Source organism: Stenotrophomonas sp. YAU14D1_LEIMI4_1, assembly GCF_003086815.1.
Taxonomy (GTDB): Bacteria; Pseudomonadota; Gammaproteobacteria; order Xanthomonadales; family Xanthomonadaceae; genus Stenotrophomonas.
On the sequence record NZ_CP025997.1, the window covers coordinates 3,609,524 to 3,622,944 of the forward strand.

Sequence of the window (13,421 nt, forward strand, 5' to 3'; positions counted from 1 at the left end):
CTTCAGTTGTTGTCGGAAGTCAGGCTGCCTGGCCGGCCGGTCGTCGCGCAGGCACGCAGTTGCGCCTGGCGCCAACGCCGGTAGAGCGTGGTATGCAGATTGTGCAACGCCAGGTCGATGGAAAACGCGGTACGCGGGTTCCGGTCGAGCAGGCGCACGATGTGGTAGCCGATGGGACGTATACCGCGTGGGTGCACATAGATCACGAACTGCTGGTAGAACGGATCGTCCAGCAACTGGTCCATGCGTTCCAGGGTGGCGCGGTAGCGCGGTGCCAGCTGCGCCCGCAGCGCCGGATCGCGTTCGTACAGCAGCCGCTCGAAGTAGCGCCGGCCGACCCGCGGAATGCCCTGCGCCAACCGCCACAGTTGCGCATTGCGCTGGTCGTACCAGGCAAACCCCGCGTGCGCGGCCAGCGCCTGCGCGGCGTCGGCGCCCACATCCACCACCACGAAGTTCTCGGCCTGGTTGTTCAGATCGTCCAGCAGCGCCTTGTCGCCCACGTGTTCAATGAAGCCGGGCAGGCCGACGAACGCCTGCCCCCCCTGCGCCGACGCGCGCACCGCCTTGCCGTCGGCCACGAAGTCGCCGGCGTGTGCGCCCAGCAGGATGCTGTCGGTGGCGTGCAGGCCCAGGAAGGTGCCGATCGACAGCTCGGCCGGGCTGAACTCCGCATCGAAGGCCGCATCGCCATACAGCGCGCGCTGGCTGGCCAGCTGTGCCACCTGCCGGCCGACCCCGCATTCGGCGCGCACGCGGCCGCTCTGGAAGGCCTGCAGCGCTGCACTGTTGCTGCCCTGAGGCACGTAGCCGCGACCGAAGCTGCGCGTGCGTTGCCAGCCCTGCGCCGCGGCTCCGCGCGCGCCGAAGCCGACCCAACCCAGTTGCAGGCCGGAAAACCGGAAGCCGGGGTTGTCCTGCAGTGCCTGGGTGGCACTGCGCGTGGCCGCACCCAGCAGGAAGCTGTACGCGCAGACCGTCGCGGGGTCGTCCAGCAGCTGCTGCAGCAGCGCCTGCCGCGCGGTGTCGGGCAGATCCGCCGGCCAGCGCACGCGCAGATCACCGGCGGCCTGCGCATCGGCCAGCGAGGCACGCTGGCACACCGGGCCGCCGTGAATGTCGGGCGCCGGCAGTGCGCTGGCTTCAAAGCGCCAGCCCAGCCGTTGCAGCAGCCCCTGCGTGCAGTCCACCGCGGGCGCCGCGTGGCTGCCCAGCGGGCCGGCCAGCAGCAGGCCCAGCAACAGCGCCCGCCCGCGCATGCTCAGCCTTGGGCCGCCGCCGGCGCCGGCACATCGACCGGAGTGGGTTCGGGGCGCACAGGCTCGGTGGGCAGCGGCGGGCTTGGCAACGGTGCCGGCTGCGGCGCGCTGGCCGCAGGGGGCGCGGGCTTGGCCGCAGCCGCCGGCAGGTACTGCTGCAGGCGCTGGAAGAAGCGCCGGTAGAAATCGGCATCGGTAATGGTGCTGCTGGCCACTTTCACCAGCGAATCGTCGTTGCTGCCGAACGGCAGCGACACTGAGCCCAGCGCGCCCACGCCCACGCTGGCCGAGGTCGGGCTCTTCTTCAGCGCATAGCGGTCCTGCACCGCGCTGACGAACACCAGCGCCTGGTCGGCGCCGCGCGGGGCGCAGGAAATGCGCAGCACCAGCTGCTCGTGGTCGTCTTCGCGCGGCTGGAAGTTCTTGTTGCCCTCCACCTGGCCATCGTCGGCCCGGGCAATCGCATAGCCTTGGCTGAGCAGGGTGCGGCGGGCGGCTTCGCAGGCTTCGGCCGGGCGGCCATCGACGGTGCGCGAGAAGGTATCGCCCGAATCGAACGATTCGCGCAGCAGCGCGTTGTCGGCGGCGCGGCCGCCACAGCCGGCCAGAGCCAGGGTGCCAGCCATGGCCAGCAGGGGAAAACGGATGCGCGGGGCCCGCATGGGTGCTCCTGCGAGAACGGAAGCCCCAAGGGTAGACCCGGCACCGTGTGCGGCGGGTCGAGGACGGCCGGCCCGTTGCTGCCGGTTCATCGACGTCTGCCGGGCATGGCCCGGCACTACCGCCAAACGAAACGGGGCCGGCATTGCCGGCCCCGTCGGGTATCACGGTGCGGTGCGATCAATCGGCCCAGCGGCCCACGCCGGTGGACTGCGGCAGCACCTGCGCCGACAGCGGGCGGTCGGTTTCCAGCAGGTTCACCGCATCGGCCAGGATCGCGGCCGATTCACGCAGCAGCGGGTCCGGACGCTTCTCGGCGGCCTTCTCGCGGGCGGCATCCTTCACGATGTCGCGCTCGTTACCGGTCAGGCCATCATCGCTGCTGTCGTCGGCCAGCGGGTCCAGGGCCAGGCCCAGTTCCTTGCGGATCACCTGGCGCTCCTTGCGCTGGGTGTCCTGGCGCTCACGCTCGGCACGGCGGGTGGCCTCGTTCAGCGACACATACTTCTTCTCTGCCTCGGTGCGGAATTGCTGCACGTCCTCGTTCCACCACTGGAATTCCTTGTCGGTGGCGATACGGGTGTCGTGGCGGGTTTCCAGCTTCGGCAGCAGCGGCGCGAAGTTGCCGTACTGGGTGTGCGGCACGGCGGCGATGCGGGTCCACGGCAAGGCGTTGTCGTAGGTGCTTTCGCCGAATTCGGTGGCATCCACGCTGGCCGGGAAGGCCAGGTCGGGCACCACGCCCTTATGCTGGGTGCTGCTGCCGCTGATGCGGAAGAACTGGGCAATGGTCAGCTTCACCTGGCCGAAGCGCTGGGTCTCGCCGCTCGGCCAACGGTCCAGATCCACGATGTTCTGCACCGTGCCCTTGCCGAAGGTGGTTTCACCAATGACCAGGCCACGGCCGTAATCCTGGATGGCGCCGGCGAAGATTTCCGAGGCCGAGGCCGAACCGCGGTTGATCAGCACGGCCAGCGGGCCGTCCCAGGCCACGCCCTGGTTGCGGTCGTTGTTCACGGTCACCCGGCCGCCGGATTCACGCACCTGCACCACCGGGCCCTGTTCGATGAACAGACCGGTCAGTTCAACGGCTTCGTCCAGCGAACCGCCACCGTTGTTGCGCAGGTCCAGCACCACGCCGTCCAGCTTGTCGTTCTTGAAGCCGGCCAGCAGCTTGGCCACGTCGCGGGTGGCAGAAGCGTAGTCGGTCGCGTTGCGGCGGCGGCCTTCGAAGTCCTGGTAGAAGGTCGGCAGCTTGATCACGCCCACCTTGCGCTCGGGCTCGCCGTCCTTGCCCGGAATGGTCATGGTTTCGCCCTTGGCGGCCTGTTCGGCCAGGCGCACCTTCTGCCGGGTCAGCACCAGGGTGTGGTGCTTGCCGTCGGCGCCCTCTTCGGCCGGAATGAATTCCAGCTTGACCTGGGTGTCCTTGGCGCCACGGATCTTGGCCACCACGTCGTCGATGCGCCAGCCGATCACATCTTCGATGGTGCCCGACTTGCCCTGGCCCACGCCCACGATGCGGTCGCCCGGCTTCAGCGTGCCGTCCACGGCGGCCGGGCCACCGGCGATGATCTCGCGGATCACCACCACGTCATCCTGGCGCTGCAGCTGCGCGCCAATGCCTTCCAGCGACAGCGACATGGCCTGGTTGAAGTTCTCGGCCGTTCGCGGGGTGAAGTAATCGGTGTGCGGATCGACCGCGCTGGTGTAGGCGTTCATGAAGAACTGGAAGACGTCTTCGCCCTTCAGCTCGTTCACCGACTTTTCCATCGTGGCGTAGCGCTTGTCCAGCGTCTTGCGGATGTCGTCGGATTTCTTGCCGGCCAGCTTCAGGCGCAGCCAGTCATTCTTCACCGACTTGCGCCACAGCTCGTCCAGTTCAGCGCTGCTGGCGGCCCACGGCACGTCCTTGCGGTCGTACTCGAAGCGCTCGTCAGTGGTGAAGTCCGGTTCCTGCTTCAGCAGCTTGCGCGCGTAGGCCACACGCTCGCCCACGCGCTGCTTGTAGACGGCAAACACCTGGAACGCCGGTTCCATCTCGCCGCCACGGATGGCATTGGCGATGTTGGCCTCGAACGGCGCAAAGCGGGTCACGTCGGCCTGGGTGAAGTACTGCTTGCCGCCGTCCAGCGTGTCCAGGTACCGCTTGAACACGTCCTTGGCGGTGGCTTCGTCCAGCGCGCGCGGCCGGTAGGCGTAGCGGCTGTCGGACAGCAGACCGTAGACCAGCTTGGAGGTAGTCACCTGGTCGGCGGTAGCCGCAGCCGGCAAGGCCGGCGAATCGGTCTTGGCCGCCAGCGCCAGCGGCGCTACCAGCGCCAGGGCCATCAGGAATGCAGGGGCTTTGAATTTCATGAACGTGCTCAAGGGCGGCTTGCCAAGGGGGAGACTGCGCGGTGTTCAGACACCACGACAGTGCCGAAAGTTGCCGGATTTGTCATCCGCCCACGATCGGTGGAAAACCAGCCTAGCCGGGCCGGTGTAGCAAATTGTGAATGGCCGAAGAGCGGCGCACCCCGCAGTGCCGTCTGTCCGGTTGCAGAGGGCATGGAGTTGCAAGCCCCCTGAGTCAGGGGGCGGCCGCGAAGCGGCGGGGGTGTGGGCGGTGGTAAGCCGGGGCCCACGGTGTGCGCAGCGCAGCGTGGGAAGCGGTAGCGCGCATCGCGCAACCGCTTACCGGACGCCGGCGCCCTTGGCCTGCACGTCGGCGTGGTACGACGAGCGCACCATCGGGCCGGAGGCCACGTGGCTGAAGCCCAGTTCGTAGCCGTAGTCTTCCAGCGCCTTGTAGTCTTCCGGGGTCCAGTACTTCAGCACCGGGTGGTGGTGCGCGGTCGGCTGCAGATACTGGCCGATGGTGATCATGTCCACGTCGTGGGCACGCAGGTCACGCATGGTGGCCTTGATCTGCTCGAATTCCTCGCCCAGGCCCAGCATGATGCCGCTCTTGGTCGGCACCGACGGGTGCTGCGCCTTGAAGTTCTTCAGCAGGTTCAGCGACCACTGGTAATCGGCACCGGGGCGCACGTTGCGGTACAGGTCCGGTACGGTTTCGATGTTGTGGTTGAACACGTCCGGCGGGTTCTGCGCCAGGATTTCCAGCGCGCGCTCCATGCGGCCCTTGCCGCGGAAGTCGGGGGTCAGCACTTCAATGCGGGTGCCCGGCGACTTCTCGCGGATGGCGGTGATGCAGTCGACGAAGTGCTGGGCACCGCCGTCGCGCAGGTCATCGCGGTCAACGCTGGTCACCACCACGTACTTCAGGCCCATGTCGGCCACGGTCTGGCCCAGGCTGGCCGGTTCGTTGGCATCGGGCGGCTTGGGGCGGCCGTGGGCCACGTCGCAGAACGAGCAGCGACGGGTGCAGACTTCGCCCAGGATCATGAAGGTGGCAGTGCCGTGGCCGAAGCATTCATGGATGTTCGGGCAGCTGGCTTCTTCGCACACCGTCACCAGACGGTTTTCGCGCAGCTTTGCCTTCAGGTTCTGCACGGCATTGCCCGAAGGAATGCGCACGCGGATCCACGACGGCTTGCGCAGCACCGGGGCATCGGCGAACTGCACCGGCGAACGGTTGATCTTGTCCCCGCCCATCTGCTTCACGCCCACCTGCAACGGTGCGGCAGTCGGCAGGTCGGCCTGCACGATCTGCAGGGGAATGGTGCGGGCGGTGGTCTCAGTCATGGCAGTTCCGGGGGGCGGTCAGGCGGCCGCAGAAAGATCGGGCAGTTCGGGCGTGGGCTGCAGCAGCAGGCCAAACTGGCGGGCCAGATGGTCCAGCAGCACCGGCTTGACGGCGTCCATCCCGGACGGGCCGCCCAAGTCTACCACCGAGGTCACCTGCAGCCCCTGGTAACCGCAGGGGTTGATGCGGCGGAAGGGTTCCAGATCCATGGACACGTTGAAGGCCAAGCCATGGAAGGTACAGCCGCGGCGCACGCGGATGCCCAGCGCGGCGATCTTGGCCGCACCCACGTACACGCCGGGCGCGCCTTCACGGCGCTCGGCGCCGATGTTCCAGTCGGCCAAGGTGTCGATGATGGCCTGTTCGATACGGCACACGTAGTCGCGCACGCCAATGCCCAGCCGCGGCAGGCGCAGCAGCGGGTAGACCACGATCTGGCCAGGGCCGTGGTAGGTCACCTGGCCACCACGGTCCACGTGCAGCACCGGAATATCGCCTGGGGCCAGCACGTGTTCGTCCTTGCCGGCCTGGCCCAGGGTGAACACCGGATCGTGTTCAACCACCCACAGTTCGTCGGCGTCGTCGTCCGTACGCTGATCGGTGAAGCGCTGCATGGCGCGCCAGACCGGTTCATAGGCCTGGCGGCCCAGGTCACGGACCACCGCCGGACGCGCCGGGCGGTTTTCGGGGGCGGCGTCGGCCGGGCAGCTGGCGGCTACACCGTCCACTTCACTTCCGGGTGGCCACGCAGCGCCTCATGGGCGACGTCGTACTGTTCGCGGTTCTCAGCCTGGAACACCAGGCGAACCGAAACATACTTGCCGTTGGTGGAATGCTTCCAGCTGATGCGCTCGTTCACCACGGTGATGCCCGCGGCCTGCAACAGGCGCGGAAGCTCGTGCTCGAGGCCGCGGTTGGCGGCGCCCATCGCACTGAGCTCGAACTGACCGGGGAACTGGAAGCCGTGGTCGGGGTTGTCGGACTTGATTTCCATGGGCCCATTATCGGGCCGGAAGGCAACAAACCCAAGAGTATTCATCAAAGTCGAAGGCGGCACCGGCGAGCCGCTGCGTTGCAGGGGGCGCATGCGCCGGCCGGAGCTAGGCTGCTGGGCCAGCCTGCTGGGCCGACGCCGGCACGCCGGGGGCCTATTGGGCCGTTTCCATCAGGGTGGAATTGACCCAGCCCTTGTTGCCCATTTCGTCTTCCACTTCCCACATGGTGCCGTCCTTCACACCGGTGGGGTACAGCAGCATGCCCGGCTCCAGCGCGCGCACCGCCGCACCGGTGCCCTTGGCGTTGGCCAGCAGGCGGCCAGCCTTCAGCATGGTCACGGCCTGGCCGGCATTGGCAGCGGAGGCATTGGCCGGCAGGCCGCCCAGCTCGGTCACCATGGTGCTGTAGGCCTGCAGATAGGCCAGGGTGATCACCTGGCCGATTTCGGTGTTGGCGTAGCCGCCCACGCCCATCGCGCCGATGCCGCCACCGCCGAACAGGCCACCACCGGCGCCCCAGCCCAGGTCGGTTTTCCTGGAGTTGCCTTCAACGACCGCAACCTGCTCGGAGGAGCGCACATCGGTCAGGGTCAGGGTCACATCGGCGGTCTTCCTGCGGAAGTTCAGGCCACTTACGACAGAGCCGGCCTTGCCGCCGATCAGGCCGCCCACCAGGCCACCGATGGCACTGCCGCCAGCGTTGCTGTTCTGCGAGATCAGGTCCGGTACCAGAACGTAGTCGGCGGCCCGAATCTGGCCCTTGCCGATGTTGGAACGCCCGCGCAGCTGGCCTTGGCTGGCTAGCGCGCGCTCGGCCTGGGCCGCGGCCATGCCGACGCCACGGTCGACCAGGGTGAAGCACTTGGACTTGTTGACGAACACCTTGATCAGCTTCGAAGGCGCCGGCAGCTGCTGGCCGGTCCACCAGTTCACCGCATCTTCCGATTCGATTACCGAGATGGAACCCAGCGGCTTGGTGCAGACCGGAATCTCGGCCTGGCCCTTCTTGCTCTGCTGCTGGGCAGAGGTACGGCTGTTGGCGAAGCTGTCGCGCAGGCCGGCCGACGCCGGGGCACTGACCGCCACCAGTGCAGCGCCCAGCAGCGTGCAGGCCAGCGCAGGGGGGAGCGAATTCGATTTTTTCATTTGAGTCATCCAGCACCTCGCTGTGGGCGAAGCACATTCCATGGGTTGAGAAAGGGTCCAGGACCTGGATCCGTTGCGACGCCCCCCTCAGGCGCCGACGCAGGAGGTATGGCACGCCTGCGCCGCACGCCACAACCGCAGCTGACTGACAATGCCGATGACGACACGCGAGGCACACGCCCCCTGCCGGCACGCCGCCGGCGCCGCCCCCCGCCACGTATGGCTGTGCCAGTGGGACAACGTTGTTTTCGGAACAGACATGTGAGCGTCATGTGGTCGTTTCGGCCGCTGCCTGGATGTACCGTGTCGCGGCATAAAACGACAAAAGAACCCGCACCCGATGAGCTCCCCTTCCCAACACCGCCTCGCAGCCCTCGGGCTGTCGGGTCTGCTCGCTGCCACCCTCCCCCTTGCCGCCCAGGCCGCCGAACAGTGCGGCCCGGATGCCATGCGCGACCACCCGCCGCAGGTGAACTTCCGCGTGGACAACGACCTGTTCGGCGGCAAGGACCAGGACCAGGGCTACACCAACGGCGCCCAGCTCACCCTGGTCTCGCCCAATCTGGTGGACTACACCGACGACCCCTGCCTGCCGAAGATGGCGCGCTGGGTGAACCGGCACCTGGAACGGCTGCACCCGGGTGAGTTCGAGCAGCAGAACATGATTTTCAGCCTGGCTCAGGGCATCTTCACTCCCACCGATTTCACCCGGAAGGACCTGATCGAGGACGACCGCCCCTATGCGGGCGTGCTGATTGCCAGCTTCGGCTACAACGCGCGCCGCGGCGACCGCCTGCAGACCACCCAGCTGGCGGTGGGCGTGGTGGGCCCGTGGGCGCAGGGCAAGCAGGTGCAGAACGCCGTGCACGAGGTGCTGGGCGACGAGAAATTCCAGGGCTGGGACAACCAGCTGCACAACGAACCGGTGTTCATGCTGACCCATGAGCGCATGCGCCGCTGGCCGGGCGATGCCACTGAAAATGCCGGCGGCTGGGGCTGGGATGCGATCACCCACTACGGCGGTGCGATCGGCAACCTGGCCACCCACGCCAATGCCGGCGCCGAGGTGCGCTTTGGCTGGAAGCTGCCCGACGACTTCGGCAGCACCCCGCTGCGCCCGGCCGGCGAAAACACCGCGCCGACCCGCGGCGGCCGCCCGGCCGGTTGGTCGTGGCACCTGTTCGCCACCACCGATGCTTCGTGGGTGATCCGCGATATCACCCTGGACGGCAACACCTTCCGCAACAGCCACAGCGTGGACAAGCGCAACTTCGTGGCGCTGGGCGGCTACGGCCTGGCGGTGATGAAGGGCCGCTGGAAGTTCGCCCTGGCCCGTTACCACAGCACCCGCGAGTTCGACGGCCAGCGCGAAGCGCCGGTGTTCGGCAGCTTCACCATCAGCCGTTCGCTGTAGGCGAGCGGCTGATGGTGAAGCGGGTAGGTGCCGACCGTTGGTCGGCACACCGGTTTGAATCGCTCGCTGTAACCAGGGTTGTAGAGTCGAGCCATGCTCGACTGCGTTCACCATCAGTCGAGCATGGCTCGACTCTACAAAAAACGAAAAAGGCCGGCTTTCGCCGGCCTTTTCATTCACCACGCAGGTGCGTGGATCATTCCGATTCCCACCACATCCAGAAGCTGTCCCACAGGCGCTTGAAGAAACCAGCCTGTTCAACAGCCGCCACGGCCACCAGCGGGGCTTCAGCCACCACTTTGCCGTCCAGAGTGACCTTAACGGTGCCGATCTGCTGGCCAGCGGTGAACGGTGCTTCCAGGGTCTTGGGCACGTCGATGCTCGGCTTCAGGTCGTTGTAGCGGCCACGCGGCACGCTCACCAGCATCGGCTGGGCCACGCCCAGCTGCACCTTGTCGGTGGTGCCCTTCCACACCTTGTGCTCGGCCACGGCCTTGCCCGGCTCGTACAGGCGGTGGGTTTCGAAGAAGCGGAAGCCCCAGTTCAGCAGGGCCAGGCTGTCATCGGCACGCTGCTTTTCCGACGAACCACCCAGCACCACCGCGATCAGGCGCTGGTCGCCGCGCTGCGCCGAGCTCATCAGGCAGTAGCCGGCTTCGGAGGTGTGGCCGGTCTTGATGCCGTCCACGCTGCCATCGCGCCACAACAGCAGGTTGCGGTTGGGCTGCTTGATGTTGCCGACCTGGAATTCCTTGATCTTGTTGTAAGCGTAGGTTTCCGGGTAGTCGCGCACCATCGCCCGGCCCAGCAGGGCCAGGTCGTAGGCGGTGCTGTGGTGGCCTTCGGCGGTCAGGCCGTGGGCGTTCACGAAGTGCGAGTTCTTCATGCCGATCTTGGCGGCGTAGCTGTTCATCAGCGAAGCAAAGGCTTCTTCGCTGCCGGCCACGTGTTCGGCCAGGGCGATGGCTGCGTCGTTGCCCGACTGGATCGCCATGCCCTTTTCCATGTCTTCCAGGCGCGCGGTCTGGTTCACCGGGAAGCCGCTGTAGCTGCCGTCGGTGCCCGCGCCGCCTTCGCGCCAGGCGCGCTCGCTCATCATCACCTGGTCATCCGCACGCACCTTGCCGTTCTTGACCTCGGCGGCGATGACATAGGAGGTCATGACCTTGGTGATGCTGGCCGGGGCCAGTTCTTCGTGCACGTTCTCGCCGGCCAGCACCTGGCCGGTGGCGTAATCCATCAGGACCCACGCCTTGGAAACAGTCGGCACCGGGGCCGGCGGCGTGGCCACGGTGGCCGGCGCAGCGGCGGCGGCAGGTGCCGGGGTGGCCGGGGAAGGCAGGGGGGTCTGGGCGGAAGCCAGACCGACCACCAGGGTGGCGGCCAGGGCAGTGGCGGCGGAACGGAAATTCATGGGACAGCAGGCTCCAGGGACGGCCAGGATGGAGGGTGGTACGAAGCGGCCATTGTAAGGCCGACGGGGCGGAGGCCGGCAGCACCGGCCCCGGTCGAATCAGTCTTTGACGATCTGCGGTGCGCCCAGGCCCAGACCGGCGATGCGGCCGACAAGTTCCGCGGCGCTGGCATGGTCGGTGGCGGGTACGCGCAGACGGAACAGGGTGCGGCCGCCGGCGGCGATGTCGCTGATGGTGGCGCCGACGATGCCGGCCGCGTTCAGCTGGCCCATGGCACGGGTGGCGTTGTCGCGGCTGGAAAAGCTGGCCACCTGCACCATCACCGCACCCACAACCTGCTGCGACAGCGTGGGCGCGGGGGCCGGCGTGCTGCGTGCTGGGGCGGCAGCTGCGCGCGGTGCGGCGGCGGCCACGGCCACCGGTGCACGCGGCGCCGGGGCGCTGGGCGGCAGCGCGCTCACTGCCACGTCCGGCAGGGTGCTGCTGGCAGCCTGGGTGGTGGCCGGCTGGCCACGTGCGGGCATGGCATCGGCAGGCAGGCGCTGCACCAGGCGGTCGATATCGCTGGCCGGCGTGCTGCGCGCTGCTGCTGTGGGGCGTGCCGACGCCACCGCCGTAGCGGCAGCGGCTTCGGCGGCACGGCGCTCGCGGCGCGACGGCTTCTGCGCCAGCAGGTTGCCTTCGCCCGGCTGCAGCGCGCGCACTTCCACATTGCCGGTGCCGCGCTGGGTGATGCCCAGGCGCACGGCGGCGGCATAGCTCAGGTCCACCACGCGGCCATCGTGGAACGGACCACGATCGTTGACGCGCACGATCACCGATTCGCCGTTGTCCAGGTTGGTCACGCGGGCGAAGCTGGGCAGCGGCAGCGTCTTGTGCGCGGCGGTGAACTGGTACATGTCGTAGACCTCGCGGTTGGAGGTCAGGCGGCCGTGGAACTTGGCGCCGTAGTACGACGCGGTACCGCGCTCGACATAGTCATGGGTGTCGTCCAGCACTTTGTACGACTTGCCCAGCACCACATACGGCGATTTGTTGCCGATGGTCGAGCGTTCGACCGCGGTCACTTCCGGCTCGGGAATGCAGGCCACGTTGGGCACGTAGCTCGGCGTGCTGTCTTTCACCCCGGGCTTGTACAGGCCACCGGCAGTGTAGTTGCCGCGCGTGCTCAGGTCCTCGGTGGCCGCCGCATAGGGCGAACCGTCCGGGCAGTGCGCCGGGCGCCCGCCCTTGCCCTGCACCACCGTGCCCGCCACCTTGCCGCCGTGGCCGGCGCTGGGCTTGTTCGGCGCGCTGCTGCACGCGGCCAGTGCGAGTACTGCCAGTGCGGGAACCAGCCATCTGATGTTCATGCCGGGGGCAGCTCCTGTCCGGCAATGGCCTGCGACAACTGGTGCACGGCCATCGCGTACATCTTCGAAAGGTTGTAGCGGGTAATGGCGTAGTAGTTCTGGAAGCCCAGCCAGTACTGCTTGCCGGTGCTGCCTTCCAGGGTGATGGGCGTTGCAGTGGCGCCCGCCGGGACCGGCGCGCTGGGCTGGTAACCGCGCTGCGCCAGGTCAGCCAGCGACCAGGTCGGCATCCACTCGGTGGGATTGAACTCCTCGCGGCCCGGCGCCAGCGTGGCCGGTACGACCACCGGGCCACCGCGCACCCAGCCACCCTTCTTCACGAAGTAATTGGCAATGGACGAGAACACATCGTCGTAGCTGGTGAACAGATCACGGCGGCCATCGCCGTTGCCGTCCACGGCGTAATCCAGATAGCTGGACGGCATGAACTGGCCCATGCCCATCGCCCCGGCGTAGCTGCCCTTGAGCGTGGTGATGTCCAGTTTTTCTTCGCGGCCCAGTTCGAACAGCTTGGCCAGTTCATCGCGGAAGAACAGCTCGCGGCGCACTTCGCGTTCCAGCTTGGCCGGGTCGCCACTGCGCGGGTAATAGAAGGCCAGGGTGTACAGCGCATCCAGCACGCGGTGGTTGCCGGCGTTCTTGCCGTAGCTGGTTTCCACGCCGATGATCGCCACGATCACTTCGGCCGGCACGCCAGTGCGCTGCTGCACGCGGTCCAGTTCGGCACGGTGTTCGGCCAGGAACGCGCGGCCGCCATCGATGCGCGCCTTGCTGATGAACATCGGCCGGTATTCGTTCCACGGCTTCACCCGTTCGGCCGGGCGGGCCATGGCGGCAATGATGGGCTGGCGCACCTGCGCCTGGTCCAGCACGGCGCTGATCTGCTGTGGTGCCAGGCCGTAGCGCTTGGCGGTATCGGCAATGAAGTTGGCGCGCGCGGTTTCGAACGGCACCGGGGTCAGATCCACCGGCGGTGCGGTGCTGGCTGCAGCTTCCGGTGCGGCTTCGGCCGGACCCTTCGGCTTGCTGGCCGGGTGGCGCGGCGAACTGCTGGCCTGCGGAGACGACGGGGGGGACGTCGGCTGGGTCGCGCAGGCGACCAGGCCGAGGGTGAGCATGCAGGCCAGAGTGCGTCGAATCATCACCGCAGGTTAGCAGGTCATGGATGAATTAAAACCCCTAACACCATGAATCACAACGATTTGCCTGCAGGCAGACGCTTTTGTGAAAACGGTGTGAGTGACCTGCCGCATTCAGAAACAGAGGTGGCCGGTTGCGTCCCCATCCCCGCAGACGCAACCGGCGACCGGATCCGGTCGGTACCTGCGCGGCTGCCGCTCCCCAGTGGCAGTGCTCCGCGCTCCCTGTACCCGTTGGATCAGTACTGCTTTCCCGCCCGGCGCCCCTCGCGCTGCATCAGTGATGGCGCGCCGTGCCGAACGGGCCGCCATTGTGCAGGCCGATTGCGACAAGTCCATTGATCAAGATCAAC

At 67.4% G+C, this 13,421-nt stretch carries 11 protein-coding genes; 1 reads left to right on the forward strand and 10 read right to left on the reverse strand.

The features are described from left to right. Window positions 1-2 precede the first annotated feature (2 nt). The 7 genes from C1932_RS16630 to C1932_RS16660 form a co-directional block, all read right to left on the reverse strand. Window positions 3-1,259: a hypothetical protein gene (locus tag C1932_RS16630; protein WP_108762911.1), complete on the reverse strand. Its 1,257-nt coding sequence runs from the start codon at window positions 1,257-1,259 to the stop codon at window positions 3-5. Between the two features lie 2 nt (window positions 1,260-1,261). Next, window positions 1,262-1,921, reverse strand: a complete 660-nt coding sequence (locus tag C1932_RS16635) for a DUF2242 domain-containing protein (RefSeq protein WP_108762912.1) — start codon at window positions 1,919-1,921, stop codon at window positions 1,262-1,264. A 178-nt stretch (window positions 1,922-2,099) separates the two neighbouring features. Beyond that, window positions 2,100-4,277 (reverse strand): carboxy terminal-processing peptidase, encoded by a 2,178-nt coding sequence (locus C1932_RS16640; RefSeq protein ID WP_108762913.1) that lies wholly within the window; start codon window positions 4,275-4,277, stop codon window positions 2,100-2,102. A gap of 318 nt (window positions 4,278-4,595) precedes the next feature. Continuing rightward, on the reverse strand, window positions 4,596-5,606 hold the full coding sequence (gene lipA / locus C1932_RS16645) for a lipoyl synthase (RefSeq protein WP_108762914.1): 1,011 nt from the start codon (window positions 5,604-5,606) through the stop codon (window positions 4,596-4,598). An 18-nt stretch (window positions 5,607-5,624) separates the two neighbouring features. Continuing rightward, entirely contained in the window at window positions 5,625-6,335 is a 711-nt protein-coding gene (lipB, locus tag C1932_RS16650; RefSeq protein WP_108762915.1) for a lipoyl(octanoyl) transferase LipB, read from the reverse strand. After that, window positions 6,323-6,601, reverse strand: coding sequence for a DUF493 family protein (locus C1932_RS16655; protein ID WP_108750506.1), 279 nt, complete (start codon window positions 6,599-6,601; stop codon window positions 6,323-6,325). The genes lipB and C1932_RS16655 overlap by 13 nt, the downstream gene beginning before the upstream one ends. 154 nt (window positions 6,602-6,755) lie before the next feature. Further along, window positions 6,756-7,748 (reverse strand): CsgG/HfaB family protein, encoded by a 993-nt coding sequence (locus C1932_RS16660; protein ID WP_108762916.1) that lies wholly within the window; start codon window positions 7,746-7,748, stop codon window positions 6,756-6,758. A gap of 340 nt (window positions 7,749-8,088) precedes the next feature. Between C1932_RS16660 and C1932_RS16665 the strand changes: the two genes are divergently transcribed. Next, window positions 8,089-9,162, forward strand: a complete 1,074-nt coding sequence (locus C1932_RS16665; protein ID WP_108762917.1) for a lipid A deacylase LpxR family protein — start codon at window positions 8,089-8,091, stop codon at window positions 9,160-9,162. 196 nt (window positions 9,163-9,358) lie between these two features. On the opposite strand, the gene C1932_RS16670 is transcribed toward C1932_RS16665, so the two are convergent. The 3 genes from C1932_RS16670 to mltB form a co-directional block, all read right to left on the reverse strand. After that, the gene (locus C1932_RS16670; protein WP_108762918.1) at window positions 9,359-10,576 is read right to left on the reverse strand and encodes a D-alanyl-D-alanine carboxypeptidase family protein; all 1,218 of its coding nucleotides are present in this window, start codon (window positions 10,574-10,576) and stop codon (window positions 9,359-9,361) included. A 99-nt stretch (window positions 10,577-10,675) separates the two neighbouring features. Continuing rightward, window positions 10,676-11,929 carry a septal ring lytic transglycosylase RlpA family protein gene (locus C1932_RS16675; RefSeq protein ID WP_108762919.1) on the reverse strand — a complete coding sequence of 418 codons (1,254 nt, stop codon included), beginning with the start codon at window positions 11,927-11,929 and terminating at the stop codon, window positions 10,676-10,678. After that, on the reverse strand, window positions 11,926-13,071 hold the full coding sequence (mltB, locus tag C1932_RS16680; RefSeq protein ID WP_108762920.1) for a lytic murein transglycosylase B: 1,146 nt from the start codon (window positions 13,069-13,071) through the stop codon (window positions 11,926-11,928). The genes C1932_RS16675 and mltB overlap by 4 nt, the downstream gene beginning before the upstream one ends. Window positions 13,072-13,421 lie beyond the last annotated feature (350 nt).